The sequence below is a fragment of the Microbulbifer discodermiae genome, assembly GCF_040742695.1.
In the GTDB taxonomy this organism is placed as follows: Bacteria; Pseudomonadota; Gammaproteobacteria; order Pseudomonadales; family Cellvibrionaceae; genus Microbulbifer.
This window is the reverse complement of the sequence record NZ_JBFLAB010000011.1, coordinates 26,494-46,276: the sequence shown is the minus strand read 5'-3', so window position 1 is coordinate 46,276 and position 19,783 is coordinate 26,494. Positions and strand designations below refer to the sequence as shown.

At 58.8% G+C, this 19,783-nt stretch carries 15 protein-coding genes; 8 read left to right on the top strand and 7 right to left on the bottom strand.

The genetic code is table 11. The annotated features are described in order from the left end of the window. Positions 1-56 precede the first annotated feature (56 nt). Complete coding sequence (locus AB1S50_RS06095) at positions 57-1,352, bottom strand: hypothetical protein (RefSeq protein WP_367149625.1); 1,296 nt, start codon at positions 1,350-1,352, stop codon at positions 57-59. Between the two features lie 502 nt (positions 1,353-1,854). Between AB1S50_RS06095 and AB1S50_RS06090 the strand changes: the two genes are divergently transcribed. The 6 genes from AB1S50_RS06090 (at position 1,855) to AB1S50_RS06065 (ending at position 9,642) form a co-directional block, all read left to right on the top strand. Next, positions 1,855-3,645: a VCBS domain-containing protein gene (locus AB1S50_RS06090; protein WP_367149623.1), complete on the top strand. Its 1,791-nt coding sequence runs from the start codon at positions 1,855-1,857 to the stop codon at positions 3,643-3,645. A 107-nt stretch (positions 3,646-3,752) separates the two neighbouring features. Further along, a complete protein-coding gene (locus AB1S50_RS06085; RefSeq protein ID WP_367149622.1) occupies positions 3,753-4,052 on the top strand; it encodes a hypothetical protein in 300 nt (99 codons plus the stop codon). A 288-nt stretch (positions 4,053-4,340) separates the two neighbouring features. Beyond that, positions 4,341-4,814: a MarR family winged helix-turn-helix transcriptional regulator gene (locus AB1S50_RS06080; RefSeq protein WP_367149621.1), complete on the top strand. Its 474-nt coding sequence runs from the start codon at positions 4,341-4,343 to the stop codon at positions 4,812-4,814. A 35-nt stretch (positions 4,815-4,849) separates the two neighbouring features. Further along, positions 4,850-5,929: an HlyD family secretion protein gene (locus tag AB1S50_RS06075; protein ID WP_367149620.1), complete on the top strand. Its 1,080-nt coding sequence runs from the start codon at positions 4,850-4,852 to the stop codon at positions 5,927-5,929. Between the two features lie 151 nt (positions 5,930-6,080). Further along, positions 6,081-7,580: a DHA2 family efflux MFS transporter permease subunit gene (locus AB1S50_RS06070; RefSeq protein WP_367149619.1), complete on the top strand. Its 1,500-nt coding sequence runs from the start codon at positions 6,081-6,083 to the stop codon at positions 7,578-7,580. A gap of 70 nt (positions 7,581-7,650) precedes the next feature. Further along, positions 7,651-9,642 (top strand): alkyl/aryl-sulfatase, encoded by a 1,992-nt coding sequence (locus AB1S50_RS06065; RefSeq protein ID WP_367149618.1) that lies wholly within the window; start codon positions 7,651-7,653, stop codon positions 9,640-9,642. A 50-nt stretch (positions 9,643-9,692) separates the two neighbouring features. Here the strand turns inward: AB1S50_RS06065 and AB1S50_RS06060 are convergent, their stop codons facing one another. The 3 genes from AB1S50_RS06060 to AB1S50_RS06050 all read right to left on the bottom strand — a co-directional run bounded on the left by AB1S50_RS06060 (position 9,693) and on the right by AB1S50_RS06050 (position 13,165). Next, positions 9,693-10,109, bottom strand: coding sequence for a DUF2147 domain-containing protein (locus AB1S50_RS06060; RefSeq protein WP_367149617.1), 417 nt, complete (start codon positions 10,107-10,109; stop codon positions 9,693-9,695). Between the two features lie 126 nt (positions 10,110-10,235). Continuing rightward, positions 10,236-11,702 carry a protein adenylyltransferase SelO gene (locus AB1S50_RS06055; RefSeq protein ID WP_367149616.1) on the bottom strand — a complete coding sequence of 489 codons (1,467 nt, stop codon included), beginning with the start codon at positions 11,700-11,702 and terminating at the stop codon, positions 10,236-10,238. Continuing rightward, positions 11,699-13,165: a Ppx/GppA phosphatase family protein gene (locus tag AB1S50_RS06050; protein ID WP_367149615.1), complete on the bottom strand. Its 1,467-nt coding sequence runs from the start codon at positions 13,163-13,165 to the stop codon at positions 11,699-11,701. Before AB1S50_RS06050 ends, AB1S50_RS06055 begins: the two co-directional genes overlap by 4 nt. A 205-nt stretch (positions 13,166-13,370) precedes the next feature. On the opposite strand from AB1S50_RS06050, the gene ppk1 reads away from it, so the two are divergent. Then, a complete protein-coding gene (ppk1, locus tag AB1S50_RS06045) occupies positions 13,371-15,428 on the top strand; it encodes a polyphosphate kinase 1 (RefSeq protein WP_367149614.1) in 2,058 nt (685 codons plus the stop codon). A gap of 28 nt (positions 15,429-15,456) precedes the next feature. On the opposite strand, the gene AB1S50_RS06040 is transcribed toward ppk1, so the two are convergent. Further along, complete coding sequence (locus AB1S50_RS06040) at positions 15,457-15,936, bottom strand: hypothetical protein (RefSeq protein WP_367149613.1); 480 nt, start codon at positions 15,934-15,936, stop codon at positions 15,457-15,459. A gap of 198 nt (positions 15,937-16,134) precedes the next feature. After that, positions 16,135-17,889: a bifunctional isocitrate dehydrogenase kinase/phosphatase gene (aceK, locus tag AB1S50_RS06035; RefSeq protein ID WP_367149612.1), complete on the bottom strand. Its 1,755-nt coding sequence runs from the start codon at positions 17,887-17,889 to the stop codon at positions 16,135-16,137. Positions 17,890-17,977: 88 nt separating this feature from the next. On the opposite strand from aceK, the gene AB1S50_RS06030 reads away from it, so the two are divergent. Further along, positions 17,978-18,586, top strand: a complete 609-nt coding sequence (locus AB1S50_RS06030) for a MarC family protein (protein WP_367149611.1) — start codon at positions 17,978-17,980, stop codon at positions 18,584-18,586. Between the two features lie 35 nt (positions 18,587-18,621). On the opposite strand, the gene pstS is transcribed toward AB1S50_RS06030, so the two are convergent. Further along, positions 18,622-19,776, bottom strand: a complete 1,155-nt coding sequence (gene pstS, locus AB1S50_RS06025) for a phosphate ABC transporter substrate-binding protein PstS (protein WP_367149610.1) — start codon at positions 19,774-19,776, stop codon at positions 18,622-18,624. Positions 19,777-19,783: the final 7 nt, after the last annotated feature.

The window sequence follows — 19,783 nt, the reverse complement described above, 5'->3', positions numbered from 1 at the left end:
AATGGTTGCTCTATAAGTTCTATTGTGTCATTCTGCAAATAATGAGTAAACAAAGGCTATCGCGGGTGCCGTTCCCGCCTGTTAACCCCGGAAGCTTCAAAAGTTACATTTTTCGCGACAGACACTGCATTGGAACCTTTGCCGAATGCAACAATCTCTTCCCCCACGTTTATTGATTTGATTTCTCCATTAACTTCAAGGGTGGGTGTATCATCCCCCATCGAAATCAGCGATCCTCCAATATTCAGTTCTTCCACAATACCCCCTTCTTTAATACTTACCGCAATGGCTTTAAGGTTAACGACAACACCCTTGACCAGGCTGGAACCGGACTGGCCGTAGGTTTTGACATCTTCGCAAATGGTGATGCGATTGAGTGGCTTGCTGATCTGAAGGCCGACACTACCGTCGCCATGAGTGGTGATTGAATGGATTTCGAGTTCCTGCAGAGAGCCGTCATACAGGTTAAAACCCCGTGAGCCATCGCCCCTTGTGATAATCTCTGCATCGATTTTAAGTTTGTCAATATTGCCAAAGTTCACAAACCCTATTGCGCTGGGGCCATAGGAGAGCAGTTGGTCTAAAACATGCCAGTTTTTGACATCGCCCCACAGGTCGAGCACCATATCGTTAGGGCCGAAAGTGACTACTCTTTCCTTATTCACCACTTTCTCAAAAAAGCTGCCGTAACAAATGAATACCCCGCCACTAATCAGGTTGGGTGTTGCCGGTGATATACCCCCATCGGTAAATATTTTCTTTGTTGATATCTCCTTTCCTTTAACGATGCCTCCTGCACCACTGCTTTCCGAATAGCCAGATACGAATATTCCACTACCTCGAACCGGCGTCGCCTGGGTGCAAATGGCAATATTGGTTAAACGAACCGTCAATTCCGTATTTTCGGGGCAGCGATTCCATACGTTAAATCCACCTTGCAGGGTCTCCACAGCATACTTAAACGGGCGCTGTTCCCGACCTCTAACATCGGCTTCAACCACATGGACGTCTTCAGCCACTAGAGTGCCCTTGTGGAAGCCCTGTGCTGCGATAATATTGACTTGGCCATAAGTCTGAACATGATTCATCGACAGTGTTCCGAAATCCTCGATTTCGGGGTGATTCCAGATGGCCTGCTCGACCGGAGGGCAAACTATGATGATATTCTTTAAGATATTATTCGACGTCAATCCAAGGCCTTTGGACTTAAATTCAAGGCGCCCGCCGGAAAGGCACTGGCTGTCGCCAAGTACCAGCACGCCAACGTCGGATATGGTTCCTTCTATCCGTATGTCCTTTTCTTTCTTTTCTATGGCTAATTGCAATTCGGACAGTGAGTGAACCCTCTTCATCTGCAATCTCCTTCGTATATGAGCCCAGCCCCTAATTACGTTAGTTGAGCAGAAGATTATTGTCCAATAGCTGCATCGGGAGTTTGCCGGTATGAGGCGATGCTCGAAGCGCAAGCAGTAGGGTAGGTAGCATTTATGCCTTTGGGGCATCGGATGGAAGGGAATTGGTAGAACTCCATGGTCCTGTTGCTGGACCTGTATCACAAATCCTGGCTCACTGCCGGACACCGCCCTTCTTCGGATAGCGGATTTTTCGGGAACTTTTATGCCGCAAGGTTTACATAGCTCCATGTCAAAGAAATTTCAGCATAAATGACAGTTTAAACCCCGGGGCGGCAATCCAATCGATGAGTAATCATCCATTGGGTTGCCAGGTTAACAGGCCCTGTCAACCGCTCTGTCGATTTGGCAATCTGTAGCCGGCGTCACAGAACAGCCCGGAGGGCCTCCCTATAATTTTGCTCTGATCCTGTCGCATACAACCAGATTGGTCGGAACCGCTATGAACAAGCCCTTGAAGTCATTCGCCTTATGCAGCCTGTCCGCGCTCCTTGTCGCCTGTGGCGGTGGTGGTAGTTCAGACAATGGGGATGATGCTGAAGAGGTTCCAACCAGTGTAATCAGTGGTGGAGAGGGCAGTGTGGTGGAAAACACCACAACCACAGCCTCCGGCAGGCTTGTGGACAGTGCCGATGGCGGCAGAGCTTTTGAGGCCAGTCACTTTCAGGGACTTTACGGTGAACTGGAGACATCTGCGGATGGCAGCTGGACCTATACGCTGGACAGTGAACTGGCGGACCCCCTGGACGGAGGTGAGCAGGTGGTGGATGCGTTTACTGTGGGTGTGGATGGCAGCGGCACAACTGCCACCGTTACCCTATCGGTCACTGGCTACGACGATCCTTACAGCTTTCAGCCTGAGTCGCCCCTGGCGTTGGTGGTCGCGGGCACTAAGACATTTGCTTCTGGCACCCTGACCCTGGAGGATGTGGACGGCAATACTCCGGAATTCACTCCGGGTGTCGTTTCCGGCAGTTACGGCGATTTCCGGCTGGACGCAGGCGGCGCCTGGGAATATAGCCTGAATAGCAACGTGGACAGCCTCAATGCCGGTGAGTCCGCAACGGACTCCGTCACTTTTACACTGAGTGATGGTTCAGAGCAGACGGTGGTCTTTTCTGTTTCCACCCTGGAGGCGACGGAAAACACTATTGTGTTCGTGCTGATGAATTTTTCCGACGGGTCGGCGACGGACAGGGCCAGTATGGCGGATATCGCGGATATGGTATTTAACGACGTGGATTCGCTGGACAACAGTTACCGGAAAAACTCCCTGGGTCAGTTGGGCTTCCTCCGCCATCGCACCAACGACAATTCCCTGGATTACTACTGCTATGGGGAGCCGGGTATCGAAGAGAGCTCCCTGGACTGTTTGAGTTTCGATATTCCCGACAGTCAGAATGGCGGTATTCTGAGTATGCAGGATGCCGCGGACCGCGCCGGTCTCGGCGGCGAGTATACCGACCGGGGGTTTACCTGGCGGGACAAGGCCTATCAGTGGGCGCGGGATAACTTCGTGGACGACCAGGGCCAGCCCTTGAATCTGCGCGACTGGCGCCATCAGGTGTTTATCTACCCACAGGCCGCCAGGACAGCGGGACTGGTGGGGACCGGCATCGCCAGCGTGACAGGCGGGATGAGCATGGTGGTCTCGTCTTCGGACCAGAATATCCTGGGGCATGAGCTGGGTCACAACATCGGTCTGGGCCATGCCGGCTGGGACAGCAACAATGACGGGGATGTCGAGGATAGCGGCGACAGTGAGTATGGTACCGACGGCGCATTTATGGGCAATCGCTTCCAGTCACGGCTTTTTGGCGGCGCGCACCGGGATTACCTGGAATGGTATAGCCTGTTTCCGCAATACAGCGTCAGCGTAGAGCGGCTGGCAAATAGCGCCCGGGATCTGGAGATACAGGCAATTGAGCTGACGGCCGGTGAACTCGCGGGCGACCTGCCCCAGCAGGTGAAGGTGGCGAGCGCCGGCAGCCGCAACGGTCAAAGCTATTATTATGTCAACTACCATGTGGCCCATGAGGTGCTCAATCCCCGGCCGCATTTTCAGCATTCAGTGACGGTTCACTATCTCAATGGTAGAACTTCCAACCATGTCGCTGTACTCAAAGAACCCGGCGACAGTTTTAGCGATGAGTCTGCCGGACTCAGTATCGCCTACAAGTCCAGGGATGCGGCCAGGCAGTCGGCTGTGATCACCGTTACCTATGGCGAGTGACAGCCCGGTGGTTTGCGCTGGTATTGCAGCGGTGGCGACTAACAAGAAGAGCGGGGGACCTTTTGATTGCCCGCTCAATGGGACAGAAAATAGACGGGGTGCAGAGTATGTTTAGAGTTTTGGCACTGACAGCAGGGTTGGCTTTTAGTCTCCTCGCCCAGGCGGAAGAGGTGGTTACCGGAACCCTGGAGGAGCTTATCTTCGAAGACTTTGAGAGCGGGAAGGTGGAGCGCCGCTTTTCCCTGAAGGATGAACAGAGCGGTAACTACTATTTTCTCGACGCTGGTGAACTCAAACGCAAGGGCATGAAGTCCGGGGACCGGGTAACCATCCGCGGTGAAATGGACAGCCGGCGCATTCTTCAGGTTCGGGAGACGCAAAAGCTCGAAGCTGTCCAGGAGGAATAGAAAAAAGGCGCGTGTCGCCGGGTCTGGTCCGGCAGGGTGCAATGCCGGGTCCACTTGCAATAGTGGTGACTGCAGTACCTTCAGCTCGGCGTCGCGGGCCCTTGCCCTGTTGGTGACATCGCCGGGCCCTGGGCGCCATTGTGCCTGCCTGGGGACACACAGGGTTTCCCGTATTTTCCCCTCTTCCTTGTTTCCCGCCATTTCCGGATGCCGCTGCACATATAGTTAGTCGGTTTGCGCAAATCATAAGGATGCTTATAATACGCGCCATTAAAATAAGGGAATATTATGAAAATCGACAACGAAAGCGCCCTGGGCGAGCCGGAGCCGCAACAGCCAGTGCAAGAGAGTGCGGCCAAAATGAGCTTCGAACTCCACAGTGCCGCGCGCCTGATGCGGCGCGACTTCGACCGGCGTGCCGGGGCCCACGGCCTCAGCCGCTCGCGCTGGCAGGTGTTGTGGCAGCTGGCGCGGGACCAGGGAGTGAAGCAGGCGGAGCTGGCCGAGCGTATGGATGTGGCGCCCATCAGTCTGGCGCGACAACTGGATAAATTGCAGGACGAGGGGTTGATAGAGCGGCGCCAGGATCCCAGCGATCGCCGCTGCTTCCGTATTTTTCTCACTGAAAGCGCCACACCGGCGCTGCAGGTGCTGGGCGATCTGGCGCTGAAGACCCGGGCCAGGGCACTGACAGGCTTCTCGGCCGAAGAAATACAACTGCTGCAGACGCTGCTGGGGCGGTTGCGGCTCAACCTGACGTGAGTTCTCTGAGCGGGGCCGAGCGGAGGAATATTCGCGTGATTAAAGAATGGACGAAAGTTGCGGCCCGGGTTTCACCCCGGCGCCTGGGGTTTGCCGCCGGAATTCTGCTGGCGGCACTGGTGACGGCCTGGTGCCTGTTTGGTGGCCGCGGCAGCGTATATACGGAGAACGCCTATATCAAGGCGGACAAGCTGTCGCTTTCATCGGAGGTGAGCGGCGTCATCGCCACAGTGGCGGTGAAGGCGAATCAACAGGTGGTCAGCGGTGAGTTGTTGCTGCAGCTGGACGAGACACCATTTCAACTGGCGGTGGAGGAAGCGGAGGCGCACCTGAGCCAGATACGCAATCGACTGTTGGCCCGCCGCGCCGACTATGCGGAGGCGGTGGCCACTCTGCAACAGGCGCGCAACGATGCGGACTACTTCCGGCGCCAACTGGAGCGCAACGAGAAGCTGGGCCGGGTGGCTCTGTCCGAGTCCCAACTGGACGACTCGCGCCAGCAACTGGAGCGGGCACAGGCCAAGATTGCCATCAACAGTGAAAAGCTGGCCAGTTTGCGGGCCGAGTTGGGGGGCAATCCCCAGGCGCCACTGGAGGCGCAGGCGGACCTGAAAGTGGCCCAGGCGCAGCTGGACAAGGCGCGCTATGAACTGACGCAGACCAGAATTCTGGCGCCGGTAGATGGGGTCATCGCCAATGAGGTACCCCAGGCGGGTGAGATGGCCCGCGCCGGTGTCGGCCTGATCAGTATGCTGGCGGCGAAGGGTATCTGGGTGGAGGCAAACCTCAAGGAGACCCAGCTGGCGCGGGTGCGCGCCGGCCAACAGGCCGAAGTGACCCTGGATGCCTATTCGGACTTTACCTGGCAGGCGCAGGTGGAGAGCCTGAGTCCTGCCAGCGGCAGTGAGTTTGCGCTGATCCCACCACAGAATGCCAGTGGCAACTGGGTCAAGGTGGTGCAGCGGGTACCGGTGCGCCTGCGTCTTTACCCGGTCCAGGATGCGCCGCCGTTGCGTGCGGGTATGAGCGCCCAGGTACGCATCGATACCAGTGAGGACGACACAGTGGTTTCGGCCCGTTCCGCCACGGATGAAAAAGACCGGGTGGTGCTTTAACTGGATTGGCCTTGTTGTGATAGAAAACGCGCCAATCGAGGCAGTAGGAGAGCGGTTTGGTTGCTCCAGATGAACCACAGGTAACGAAGGGTGGCGCTTTTCCCGTCGCAACCCCAAGGGTTGGCTCAGTTAGTGTGAGCAGGCCCTAGGCGTGGGGCCCGCCGCCGGCAGCCGGCGCGGCAATGAGCTGATGATCACGGTCAGTATCATGCTGGCCACCGTTATCCAAGTGTTGGACACCACCATCGCCAACGTGGCCCTGCCCCATATGCAGGGCAGCCTCGGCGCCGGCAGTGATCAGATCACCTGGGTGCTCACTTCCTATATCGTGGCCGCAGCCATTATGACGCTGCCGGTGGGCTATTTGTCCCGCCGCTTTGGCCGCCGCAACCTGTTTCTGTGGTCGGTGGCCGGATTCACCGCTGCCTCCGCCATGTGTGGCCAGGCCTCCAGTCTCGACGAGATGGTACTGTGGCGGCTGTTACAGGGTGTTTTTGGCGCGGCGCTGGTGCCCCTGTCCCAGGCCACGCTGTTGGATACCTTTCCCCGGGAGCGCCATGCGTCCGCCATGAGTATCTGGGGTCTGGGGGTTATGATCGGGCCGGTCCTGGGACCAACCCTGGGAGGCTGGCTCACCGAGTATCACTCCTGGCGCTGGGTTTTCTATATCAATTTGCCCCTGGGCATATTGTCGCTGATAGGCATCTATCTGTATCTGCCCGAGGACCGTAAAGAGGCGCCGCGCTTCGATGCCCTGGGCTTTGGCCTGCTGGCCCTGGCGGTGGGTGCCCTGCAACTGTTGCTGGACCGCGGCGAGCAGGTGCACTGGTTTGAATCGCTGGAAATTCAGGTTTATGGAATAGCCGCGTCACTGGGCTTGTATCTGTTCCTGGTCCACTCCCTGACCACCAAAACGCCCTTCCTGTCCCCCGGACTGTTTCGCGATCGCAACTATGTCTCGGGGCTGGTGTTTATCTTTGTGGTCGGCATCATCCTGCTGGCCACACTGGCATTGCTGCCCTCATACCTGCAGCAGTGGAAGGGTTATCCGGTAGTGACCACTGGCCTGGTGATGATGCCGCGGGGACTGGGAGTCATGGCGGCGATGCTGGTGGTGGGGCGGCTGCTGCGGTTTATCGACGGCCGGCTGTTGATCCTGGTGGGTATCCTGTGTGTGAGCCTGTCACTGCACTGGATGTCCGGCTTTACCCTGCAGGTGTCCCAGTCCGCGCTGGTATGGACCGGGCTGCTGCAGGGTGCGGGTCTGGGACTGGTGTTCGTGCCCATCTCCACCCTCGCCTACGCGACCCTGCCGGCGGCGCTGCGGGGGGAGGCGACGGCACTGTTCAGTCTGTCGCGCAACCTCGGCAGCAGTATCGGCGTGTCCGTGGTGACGGCGGTATTGACGCGCAATCTGTGGGTGAACCAGCAGCAGTTGGGTGCGCGTCTGCAGCCTCCGTTGGAGCTCTCGGACACTGCCACGGGAGAGGCATTGGCGGCGCTGCCGGCGCAGGTGGTACAGGAAGTCAGTCGCCAGGCGGCGGAGATCGCCTATGTGAACGATTTCCAACTGCTGATGTGGATCAGCCTCGCCGCTATTCCACTGCTGTTGTTGCTGTCCGGTCCGCAGCGGGAGGCAACTGCTGGTTGAGCAGTTGCCGGTAGGGCGCAGGGGCTTGGCTACACTTATCCCCTGACAGTGAATATGGGCAGACGCGGTGATGGGAAAGTCGATCTCAAGGGCGTTGATCCTGGCCAGCTCAGTGGCATTGGGTTTCAGTCTGGTTGCGGTGGTCCAGTCCCAGGAACCAAAGCCCGCAACTTCCGCCACCAAACGCGCGAATGCAAAAGTCACGGACGCGCTGCCCTTTAATGACCGGCAGGATTTTACCGACGTCAAGCGCGGCCTTATTGCGCCACTGCCCGACGGTGGTGTGATCAAGGATGCACAGGGCAATGTCATATGGGACCGGAGCGCCTACGACTTTGCCATGGACAGTGCCGCCCCGGATACCGTGAATCCCAGTTTGTGGCGCCAGCTGCAGCTCATCTCCCAGGGCGGCTTGTATGAGGTGATACCGGGAATCTATCAGGTGCGAGGGGCAGACCTTTCCAATATCACCTTTATCGAGGGCGATGAAGGGGTTTTGGTGATGGATCCCCTGATCTCTAAGGAAACCGCTGCTGCGGCTTTGGCACTGTATCGCAAACACCGCGGCAACAAGCCGGTGCTGGGGGTTATATATACCCACAGCCACTCGGATCACTTTGGAGGGGTCCGCGGTGTGGTGGACGAGGCCGATGTGAAAGCGGGCAAAGTGAAAATCATTGCACCGGAAGGTTTCGTCGAGGAGGCGGTGAGTGAAAACGTGTTCGCCGGCAACCATATGGGGCGCCGGGCGACTTTTATGTTTGGCAATCTGCTGCCCAAAGGTCCCAAGGGAGGGCTGGGCACGGGCCTGGGGCTGGGTACCTCAGCCGGCGAGGTGACTTTTATCGAGCCGACGGAGGTCATCACCAAAAACGGGCAGACGGTGGAACTCGATGGCCTGACCTATGAATTTTTGCTAGCGCCGGGATCAGAGGCTCCCGCGGAGATGCATTTTTATATACCCCAGCTGAATGCCGTAACGGCGGCCGAGAATGCCAACCACACGCTGCATAATCTGTATACCCTCCGGGGGGCCAAGGTCCGGGATGCGCGGGCCTGGTCCTCCTATCTGGATGACACATTGCGCCGTTGGGGAGACAAGGCCAAGGTGTTGTTCGGCCCACACCACTGGCCGACCTGGGGCCGGGAAAATGTGGTCAACCACCTTAAAAAACAGCGCGACCTGTATAAGTATCTCAACGACCAGACCCTGCGGCTTGCCAATCACGGCTACAACATGGTTGAGGTGGCGGAGATGATGGAGCTTCCCCCTGAACTAGCCGACTACTGGGCAAACCGGGGTTACTACGGCAGCGTCAACCACGACACCCGCGCGGTGTGGAATTATTATCTGGGTTTTTTCGATGGCAATTCGGCGCGCCTGTACCCCCTGCCTCCGGCGGAGGCGGGCAAGCGATTCGTGGAGTATATGGGGGGATCGGACAAGGTGATGGAGCGCGCCAGAACAGATTTTGATGCGGGCGATTACCGCTGGGTTGCGCAGGTGATGGACCAGGTGGTCTCTGCGGAACCGGACAATGATGCCGCGCGAAACCTGCTGGCAGATGCGCTGGAACAGCTGGGTTACCAGCAGGAGAATGGCTCCTGGCGCAACTTCTTTCTCAGCGGTGCCAAAGAACTGCGGGGCGGAGTGCAGAAGCTGCCCGTTCCGGTACCCGCCAGTGCCGACTCTATTCGCAGCATGCCCATAGAGGACTTTTTCGACTACCTTGCCATCCGGCTGAATGGCCCCAAGGCGGCGGGGAAAAACATCTCCGTCAACCTATCGCTACCGGACGTGAAGGGTAACTATTCTCTGGTGTTGGAAAATGGCGTACTGAATTACGGTGCGCCTGTCGATCGTCCGGACACGAGCCTGACTATCAACCGCAGCGATCTTAATGACATTATTCTCGGCACGGTGGCTGTGGAAGACAAGTTGCAGGACGGGTCACTAAAACTGACCGGGGATCGGGAACAGCTGAAAACTCTGCTGTCCCTGCTCGACACTTTCGAATTCTGGTGGAATCTGGTAACACCCAACCCGCCAATGAAAAACTAGCGCCCTTGATCCGGTGCTGTCACTGGTGTTTTAAGGGTGGCAATAGCCGCCTAGCTGGGCCGGGTCCAGGTCTGGGTGCGGTAGAAGAAACCCAGGTAGCCGCGCACTTTCAGCTGCCCGCCCTCGAGCCAGAGCTTGCAGTCGTAGACTTTGCCGTTGTTGGGGTCCAGAATCTGTCCGCCCTCGTACTTGTCGCCGCTTCTCACCATGCCGGTGATGACATCCATGCCCACGATGGGTTTGCCTTTGCGATCGCCGGGACATTTATCGCACACTGTGTCGTCGGGCCTCATCAAGAGGTCCACGACACGACCGTAATATTTTCCGCCCTTCTGATAAATCTCGACAATGGATTTTGCCTGTCCGGTTTCGTCATCGACGGTTTGCCAGTTTCCCAACACGTCGGCGGCGCTGGCCTGCAGCGCAAACAGCAGGGCGGATGTCGCCCACAGCAGATTTCTCATCATTGTTCATATCCTTAGCTATGCAGGTGACCAGGAGCATACACCAAGTCGCTGGTGGAAAAGAGAATCTATATCCATTGTAGCCCTGGCGCGTGAAGTTTATTGTCCATGCCTCGACTTACCTCGGGTTCAGGAGGAACAGCTGATGGGTATATGCTTGCCCGATGCCGGCGGGGCCGCCGCCCAGGTTTCATGCTCCGGGTGCTCGTCAAAGGGGGATTGCAGCAGTTCAAACAGGGTCTGCAGCGGCTGAAAGTCGCCGGCTTCGGCGGCGTCTATGACTTTCTGCGCCAGATAATTGCGCAGGATAAACTTGGGGTTGGCAGCCAGCATGGCGCTGTTGCGGTCGTCGCCACTGTCGTCCCGGGCCAGCCGTTCGTCATAGTGGTGCAGCCAGTCGAGCAGTGCCTGGTGGTGCGGTTCCGGCAGCAGATTTATCAGGGCGCCGGGCGGGCGTTCGCCACCGTAGTGGGCCAGGGCGCGGAAGAACAGCGTATAGTCGGCCCGGGCCGCGGCGAGCAGTTGCAGCAGATCGGCACAGAGTTTGTGATCCCCCTCCTCGGGTTTGGCGAGACCGAGCTTGCGTCCCATGAGCGCGGCATAGTGTTCCGTAAGCTGTGGCTGAAAATCCTCCAGGGAGTCCCGCAATGTGTCGGTGCTGACCAGCGCGGAAAAAGCGTGCGCCAGGGCGTTCAGATTCCACAATACCACCCCCGGTTGTTGTTCGAAGGCGTAACGGCCCGTGTGGTCGGAATGGTTGCAGATAAATTCCGGCTCGTAATCGTCGAGAAAGCCGTAGGGACCGAAATCGAAAGTGTCGCCGATAATCGACATATTGTCGGTGTTGAGCACCCCGTGGGCGAAGCCCTGGGCCTGCCAGGCGGCCGCCAGCTCGGCACTGCGCCTCACCGCGAAGCGCAGCAGTGCCTCGGCCCGCTCCGGCGGCGGCAGGGAGAGACTCTGAGGCAGGAAGCGCCGGCAGACAAAGTCAATCAGTTGCTGTAGTGCCTGCAGTTGCCGGGTGTAGAAGAGGTACTCGAAATGGCCGAAGCGCACATGGGTGCGCGCAACCCGAATCAGCATGGCGCCGGTTTCAATGCTTTCACGGGTCACCGGTTCGTCGCTGCCGACCAGGCAGAGGGCGCGGGTGCTGCGGATACCCAGGCCGTGCAGTGCTTCTCCGGCAAGGTATTCGCGAATAGTCGAGCGCAGCACCGCGCGCCCGTCGCCAAAACGGGAATAGGGCGTCTTGCCGGCACCTTTCAGGTGCAGCTCCCACAGTCGCTGGTCCTGTTCTATCTCGCCCAGCAGCAGCGCGCGACCGTCGCCGAGGTCGGGGTTGTAGACCCCGAACTGGTGGCCGGTGTACTTCATGGCGAAGGGCCGGCTGCCCGGCAGCAGACGCTTGCCGCAGCCGATGGCGGCCCAGGCCGGGTCGCCGGCTGTGGCGGGGTCTATACCCAGCAGCGCCAGTACCGATGGATTGACGTGCAGCAGGCGGGGGTGTTCAAACGGCGTGGGTGCAACCCGGCTGCCAAAAACCTCGCCGAGGTCGGCGTAGCGGTGGCTGAGGGCAACTTGGGTCAACTTCTTCATTGTGGGCTCAATTGCAGGCTGAGGGGCTGGTTCTGCCAATGCTCCGACTCCTGGTACAACAGATCCTCGATAGCGGGATGTCGATCCAGCCACGACTGGTGTATGCGCAGAGTGTAGCCGCCCGCGTGGGCAACCAGTTGCAGCTCGCCGGCGTTGCGGTCACTGCGGTCCCGGTGAATGGTACAGGCCAGCCGCAGGCACAGCAGCAGGTCCGGACTGGGGTGGAAGCCGTAGTGCTCCCGCGGCGGTTTGATGCGCCCGCGCTGATTGCGCACCAGGTGTGCGATGTTTTCCTGCTCGCTGGTACCGAAACCCGCCAGGTCCGCGTGTTCGATCATATAGGCGCCCAGCCTGCGGAAGTCGCTGTGGGACAGGGCCAGGCCCAGCTCGTGCAGTTGCGCGGCCCAGCGCAGGCGCCGGTGTTCGTCGTCGGACTGGGGGCGCAGCTGCGACAAAAAGTGCAGGGCTGTGTCACCGATGCGCTGCGCCTGGCGCCGGTCCACCCGGGATTGCTGCATCAGCGCTGTCACCGTATCGCTGCGCCTGTCGCCGCCGTGCAGGCGACCGGCGAGATCGTGCACTATGCCCTCGCGGATGGCGTAGGGGGAGACGCGCATGGCGCGGATATCGAGTTCACAAAAGATACCGTGCAGTATCGCCAGGCCGGCGGCAAACACCGGTCGTCGTTCCGGCTCCAGGCCGGCCAGGTCGATCTCCTCCACCCGAGGGGTGTCGGCCACCTTTGCGGCGAGTTGGTCCAGCGCCCGCCGCTCGATCTCCCCCGGCTCGCCGCGATTGAGAATCCGGGCGACGGATTTGATGGTGCCGGAAGCGCCGATCACCTGTGCCCCGTCGGCCAGGTGCTGCAGTTCCTGCAGCTCCGCCCGTGCGGCGCGGCGCGCGCGCTGGAAATTATTGCCATTGGCGGTGCGAATTCTGCCGTCGGTGAAAAAGCGCCCGCTGTATGAGACGCAGCCCATAAACAGGCTCTGTAACTGCTGTGGGGTTTCGACCCCGCGCACCAGCTCGGTGGAGCCGCCGCCGATATCGATGACACAGCGCTGTTGCGGAGGGCCGGTGGCAGCGGCCATCACACCGCTGTAGATAAGGCGCGCCTCCTCGATGCCGCTGATAATATCGATGGGCACGCCGAGGATGGATTCCGCCCGCTCCAGGAAGTCGTCGGCATCGCGGACCAGGCGCAGGGTATTGGTGCCGACACAGCGCACATGGTCCGCCGGCAGGCCGGCCAGCACCGGGCGGAAGCGGTGCAGTGCCGCAAGGGCCCGTTCTGCCACCGCCGGGTCCAGGTGGCGCTTTGGGTCCAGGCCCTCTGCCAGGCGCACCATGGCGCGGTCGGTGTGCAGGCGCACCATACGCTGTTCACGAAACTCCGCCAGCAACAGGTGGAAGCTGTTGGACCCCAGGTCCGGTGCGGCATAGCGTTCGATGTCCTGCTCCATGCACTACTCAGTCAATAAACTGTCATCTGAATGTAGCAAACTGCCCTGCTATGATTAACCCGGCAGTCAATCAGTCCCCTTGTTCCCCCGCTGATTGCCGTCCCTGAAATCCACTGAGGTAAGGGTATGCAGGCACTCACTTCCAGTGCCGGGGCCCGACCGGGAATCGGATTGGCCCGGGTCCATTTTGATCGGACGCTTTTGCATGCCCAATAATACGCCCCTCTACCCCAAAGAGCTAAGCTGGCTCTCTTTCAACGAACGTGTGCTGCAGGAAGTGGAGGATGAGAGTGTGCCCGTTATCGAGCGGGTGCGCTTTCTCGGGATCTTTTCCAGCAACCTGGATGAATTCTACCGTGTGCGGGTGGCGGATGTGCGCCGCCTGGCCGCGTTTGCCAAGGGGCCGGAACAGAGAGACAGGTTCCGCGAACTGTTGAACAGGATCAACGAAAAGGTGTTGCGGCTTCAGCACCGCTCCTTTGCCGCCTACAGCAAGGTGTTGGCGGATCTCGACAGGCACCAGATCCACATAGTCAACGAAGATCAGTTGTGTGAACGCCAGCTCAGTTTTGTGGAAAATTATTTTCACGACGAAGTACTGCCGGAGCTGGAGCCCTTCTTTATCGATGACCGCGACACCATGCCGCTGCTCAATGAGGTAAGTATTTACTTCGCCATTTACCTGCGCCTTGAAGACGGCTCAGAACGCTTCGCGGCGATGGAGATCCCCACCGACAATCTGCCGCGTTTCGTGACGATTCCACCGCGCCGGGACCGGCAGGAAAAAGTCTACATAGTGCTCGACAACATCATCCGCGCCTGTCTGGCGGAGGTGTTCCGCTATGTGTTGCCGATCAAGTCCGCACAGGCCTATATGTTCAAGATCAGCCGCGACGCGGAACTGGAGCTGGGGGAGTATATAACCCAGAACATCGTCGACCGTGTGACCAAATCCCTGAAAAAGCGCAAACAGGCGGACCCGGTGCGCCTGGCCTACGATGCCAGCATGCCGGAGGTACTGTTGCAGCTGGTGAAGAAGAAACTGAAGATGGGGCGCTACGACAGCTATACACCCGGAGGGCGCTACCACAACTCCAAGGATTTTATGGCCTTTGCAGCGGACTCGGCGCGGCTCTGCTACAAGCGCCCGAAACCGATTCTGATCCTGCCGCGGGGGGAAAGTGTATTCGACCAGCTGAGGCGGCGCGACCAGCTGCTGTATTACCCCTACCACAGCTTCCGCGCCATCACCAACCTGCTGATATCGGCCGCCATCGATCCCCAGGTACGGGAAATCCGTATCAATCTCTACCGGGTGGCGAAAAATTCCCGTGTGGTGGCGGCACTGGTGAACGCAGTGCGCAATAACAAGCGGGTCACGGCGGTGGTGGAATTGCAGGCGCGCTTCGATGAGCTGGCCAATATTCACTGGTCCAATGAACTGCGTGACGCCGGGGTCAATGTCATCTACGGCGTTCCAGGACTGAAGGTGCACTGCAAGCTGATTTCCATCCTGCGCCAGGAGGGCGGCGAGCGGGTTTACTACAGCCACCTGGGTACGGGCAATTTCAACGAGAGCACTGCCAGGGTCTACTGCGATATCAGCCTGCTTACCAGCGACCAGGGGCTGGGGCAGGATGTTTACCAGGTGTTCGAGTTTATCCAGTACACACATCAGCGCCCCACCTACAACTATATCGCGGTGTCGCCCTACACCAATCGCCCGGCGCTGATCGCCGCCATCGACCGGGAGATCGAAGCCGCCGAGGCGGGCAGGGAAGCGGCGCTGTTTTTCAAGTGCAACAATCTGGTGGACAGCCAGGTGGTGGAGCGGCTCTACCGCGCCAGCGCCGCCGGGGTCAGGGTTCGTATCATAGTGCGGAGCATGTGCTCACTGGTGTGTGAAACCCCGGGGTTGTCCGACAATATAGAGGTGATCAGCCTGGTGGATAAGTATCTGGAACACGCGCGGGTATACCTGTTCCACAATGATGGGGACCCCCAGGTGTGGCTGTCGTCCGCCGACCTTATGACCCGCAATCTGGACCACCGGGTGGAAGTGACTTTTCCCATCACCGATGAAATGCACCGGGATTCCATCAAACAAATTATGGAACTCCAGTGGAGCGACAATCATAAGGCGCGGGTGCTGGATGCGGAGCAGAGCAACACCCGTATCGCCAACCGGGGCACTGGGCGGGACCTGCGGGCCCAGGATGCTATCTATACCTACCTGAAGCGGCAGAGGTTGTCGGAGCAATGACTTTGGTGCCGGCTTTTTCAGCAACCTGTTAGCGATTAAAACCCACCATTTGCCCGCGGCTGAACGAGAACCGGTAGCGCTCGCCGGTCCTCAACTGGTCCCGACAGCGGGATTGGACCACTATCCGCGGGTATTGGGGGGTCACCACCCAGGTGCCGTAATCCCCCCTGGGGCCCCGCTCAATCAGAGTGAAATAACCGCCGCCCGCGCAGTTAGGGGTGCCTTCGCAGGATTTGTAACTCCAGACATAGGTGCTGACATCGTATTCCTGTGGGAGCTTGTCCGATGCGCGGAAAGGAGTGTCCGGGTCGCCTGTGGTGATAAAGAGGTCGGCAAACGTCAAATGGCTGAAGCCGCGCGCCCCGTTGCTGCACCTGGTTGTGTGCCGGAGGACGCCGTTGCTGTCCCTGCCTTTGACCCCGGGCATTTCACTGGGCAGGTAGCCACAACCCTGGGCGAGCAGAAGGTATAGAGCGCAGATAGCTGCCGCTGGGGCGCGAAAGCGCACACCTTTCTCCTTTGGGGAAAATTCCTTGCCTATTAACCCTGCAATCCAATGGATGATCCCTCAGCGATTGGATTGTCTCCCATGAAAACCAGTGCAATTACACGGAATCGCCTGCTTTTCAAGGGCTTGCGCCGGCCTGTACCGCATTATCCTGGCAACTTGGTTTGTCGCCGGGATAATAAAGACTATAGCGCTAAATTATTGCGCGGGTTGGGCAGTGTTACTGCGGCGTCGGAAGCGCCACTTGCGCCGGTAGGGAAAGGCGCTCTCGATATGTCCCGCGCGTATCCGCTCCTGCAGGTGCTGCCAATAGCGGTAATCGTATAAGTCGCTGTGCTCATCTTCGAATGCTTCGCGGGCGGCGTGATTGCCGGAGAAGAAGAGGCGGAACTCCTGCGGAAAGACGTCATTCTCGTTCACAGTGTACCAGGGGATATCCGCCAGCTCCTGTTCCGGCATGTGGGTGTCGGGAATCCTGCGGAAGTTGCAGTCGGTGAGCGGGCAGAGTTCGTCGTAGTCATAGAAAACCACCCGCCCGTGCCGCGTTACGCCAAAGTTTTTCAGCAGCATATCGCCGGGGAAAATATTCGCCGCCGCCAGCTGCTTGATCGCGTTGCCGTACTCCTCCATGGCTTCGCGCACCTGGTCCCCGCTGGCGTGCTCGAGATAGAGGTTGAGAGGCTCCATGCGCCGCTCTACATACAGGTGCCTGATGATGACCCACTTGTCGTCCATATGCAGCTTGGAGGGCGCCAGCGCCTGCAGTTCCTCCAGCAGTTCGTCGCTGAAACGGTTGCGGTAAAAAATAAAATTGGTGTACTCCTGGGTATCCGCCATACGGCCGACCCGGTCGGAGCGGGATACGAACTTGTATTTGTCCCGCACTATTTTTTCGGTGACCGTCTTGGGCCGGTCGAACCTGTCCTTGATCACCTTGAACACCACCGGATAGGAGGGCAGCGTGAAGACGCTCATGACCATACCGCGAATCCCCGGCGCCACCACAAACTTGTCGTTGCTCGTTTTCATATGGGCGAGAATATGCCGGTAAAACTCGGTTTTGCCGTGCTTGTGAAAACCGATGGAGTTGTACAGTTCCGAGCGCTCTTTCAGTGGCATTATGGTGGACAGGAAGCGTACAAAGCGGGATGGAATAGGCGCGTCCACCATGAAGTAGGAGCGGGTAAAACTAAAAATGATGCTGGCGGAGTCGTTGCGGTACAGCACAGTGTCGACAAAGATTCCGCCGCGGCCGTTGTTCAGACAGGGCAGCAGCAGGGGAATCACCTGTCCGTCGAACATCATGCGCCCCACCAGGTAGGCGGCCTTGTTGCGGTAAAATACCGACTCCAGCATATCCACCCGCAGCAGCCTGTCGTCCGCCAGCCCGGCCAGCGGCCGGGCCCGCAGCACGGCGCAGATATTCTCAACATCCCGCGGCAGCTTTTCCCAGGGGATGGAGAAGCCGTAATCAGTGAGAATGTCCTCGATCATGGATTCGAGGCCGTCGGCACCACTGTAGCTGATGTAGATGCTGTAATCCCGCAGCGGCTTGTCGTCAGGGGTGCGCGAAGGCTTCACAAACAGGTTGCTGTCATGGATATGCGCGTGCTGGAACTGGCTGCAAAACACCGAGTTGAAAAAGGTTTCGGCAATTTCGTAGTTGCTGTGATTGGCGATCAGTTGGGCAAAGGTGTGGCGGGCGTCGCGCCACAGCGCCAGTGCCGCCGTGTCCTTGCTGGTGACCGAGTGCACCAGCTTGAGCACCTGGTTGACTTTGGTTTTATAGAGGTCGATGCGCTCCCGGTTGGCCTGGTGCGCCTCGTGCCAGGCGGCCCTTTCGAAGCGCGCCTTGGCCCCCAGGGTGATGTTCTGAAAATCGGCGAAGTAGGCGTCGAAGCCATTGAGGATCGTCTTGGCGATGCGCCGCGCTGTCGGAGAGTGATTGGTCATGCGCTAAACTCTTGCCATTGGTGCGGCTTCTCGGGTAGTTTGCATTGCCCTCTACGGCGGATGTTAGCACGGTGAGCGGGAGTGGGACTTGGACGATTGGATCAGTAGCTTTGTCTTTTTCTTTGCGGTGATAGACCCGGTGGGAACACTGCCGGTGTTCATTGCGGTGACGGCCCGCCATTCGGAGTGGCAAAAGCGCAAAATCGCTTTTTTGTCCGTGGCGGTGGCGACCGGCATTCTGCTGTTCTTTTTGGTTGCGGGCCAGTTTCTGCTGGAGAGCATCGGCGTGCCCCTGTCCGCGTTTCAGGTATCCGGCGGTGTGGTGCTGTTCCTGTTCGCCCTCACCATGATCTTTGGGCCGGGCAAGCCGGAACAGGAAGTGGAAATGGTGCAGAGCGGCCACGAGACCGCCATTTTTCCCCTCGCCGTGCCATCCATCGCGTCGCCGGGGGCCATGCTGGCTGCGGTGGTGTTGACCGATAATCACCGCTTCGACCCCATCCATCAGATGCGCACCGCTACCGCCATGCTGCTGGTGCTGGGCCTGGTTTTGCTGCTGTTGCTGACCGCCCGCTGGGTGTATCGCTGGATTGGTGATGCCGGTGCCAGTATCGTCAGCCGGGTAATGGGACTGATCATCGCCTCGGTGGCGACCACAAATGTACTCCTGGGGGTGCAGCAGTTTTATGCCATGTAGCCAGGCCCGGTTCGGGGGTAGCGGACTAATGCGGATCAGCGGATGTACTTGGCAGCCTCACGCGCTTTGGCGCGAATTTCTTCCGGTAGTGGAATATAGCCCAACTCGTCCGCCAGTGCCTGCGCCTCGTCACTCAGCATGTAATTCACCAGCAGGTTGAGGGCCTCCGCCTCGTAGCTGTTGTCGTGCTCGGTGGGGATTATCAGCCAGGAGAAGTTGGTGATGGGGTAGGCCTGTACATCCTCCGGATCCCAGGTCCAGGCAACCAGATCGGGTACTTCACTGGCTGGCAGTGTGTCATTGGGGAAGCTGACGTCGGCCAGTGCCGCAGCTCCTGTATGCAGTCCCGGGTCGATATAGGTGCCGGCGCGGTTTTCCAGTTTGGCCACTGGGAGCCCGGTCAGTTTGGCGTAACCGTAATTGAGGTAACCGATGGCGCCGGGTTTTTGGGATATCCGCGCGGACACACCGTCGTTTTTGGGCGCCTTGATGATATTGGCCTCGCTGGGCCAGCTGGGTGTGATTGCAGGGCCCACTTTGTTCCTGAACTCCTCGCTGATGGCGCTCAGGTGGCCGGTGAACACATAGCTGGTGCCGGACGCGTCGGAGCGGGTCACCAGGGTGATATCCAGGTCCGGAAGGTCGATATCGGGATTGGCCGCCGCAATCTGTGGGTCGTTCCACTTGGTGATTTCACCCAGGAAAATCTTCGTATACACCTTTCGGGGCATATACAACTCCTCCACACCCGGCAGGTTGAACGCCAGTACGATTTTGCCCGCAGTCACCGGCAGCAGCACCAGGCCGTGGGTTGCCTGCGCCATCTCCTCGTCGGTCATGGCAGCGTCCGATCCAGCGAAATTCACCACATCGTGGATAAAGTCCAGCACGCCGGCGCTGCTGCCCTTGGCGTGGTAATCAATAGTCACCGTCTTGTATCTGTCGGTGAAGTTTTTGAACCACTGGGAAAAAATCGGATGTGGGGAAGAGGCACCGGATCCATACAACTGCACTGACTTGGTGAATTCCGGGGCCGGTTCCTCTTGTTTGGGGGGATCGGCCGCGGGTTCAGGGACCGGTGCTTCGCTCTCTTTTTTACCAGTGTCGCAGCCGCACAGGATCGCCAGTGCCAGCAGCAGGGAGGTAAGTCCCGGGGAGACGGCGTTGCGGATCCTGGCGGTGGCGTGCATGCAGCGG

Bases quoted from the DNA above. Each gene is read 5' to 3' on its own strand.
- aceK (WP_367149612.1), bottom strand. From the start codon at position 17,889: ATGACCAATCACTCTCCGACAGCGCGGCGCATCGCCAAGACGATCCTC.
- AB1S50_RS06095 (WP_367149625.1), bottom strand. From the start codon at position 1,352: ATGAAGAGGGTTCACTCACTGTCCGAATTGCAATTAGCCATAGAAAAG.
- AB1S50_RS06090 (WP_367149623.1), top strand. From the start codon at position 1,855: ATGAACAAGCCCTTGAAGTCATTCGCCTTATGCAGCCTGTCCGCGCTC.
- ppk1 (WP_367149614.1), top strand. From the start codon at position 13,371: ATGCCCAATAATACGCCCCTCTACCCCAAAGAGCTAAGCTGGCTCTCT.
- AB1S50_RS06055 (WP_367149616.1), bottom strand. From the start codon at position 11,702: ATGAAGAAGTTGACCCAAGTTGCCCTCAGCCACCGCTACGCCGACCTC.
- AB1S50_RS06060 (WP_367149617.1), bottom strand. From the start codon at position 10,109: ATGATGAGAAATCTGCTGTGGGCGACATCCGCCCTGCTGTTTGCGCTG.
- AB1S50_RS06065 (WP_367149618.1), top strand. From the start codon at position 7,651: ATGGGAAAGTCGATCTCAAGGGCGTTGATCCTGGCCAGCTCAGTGGCA.
- AB1S50_RS06050 (WP_367149615.1), bottom strand. From the start codon at position 13,165: ATGGAGCAGGACATCGAACGCTATGCCGCACCGGACCTGGGGTCCAAC.
- AB1S50_RS06080 (WP_367149621.1), top strand. From the start codon at position 4,341: ATGAAAATCGACAACGAAAGCGCCCTGGGCGAGCCGGAGCCGCAACAG.
- AB1S50_RS06085 (WP_367149622.1), top strand. From the start codon at position 3,753: ATGTTTAGAGTTTTGGCACTGACAGCAGGGTTGGCTTTTAGTCTCCTC.
- pstS (WP_367149610.1), bottom strand. From the start codon at position 19,776: ATGCACGCCACCGCCAGGATCCGCAACGCCGTCTCCCCGGGACTTACC.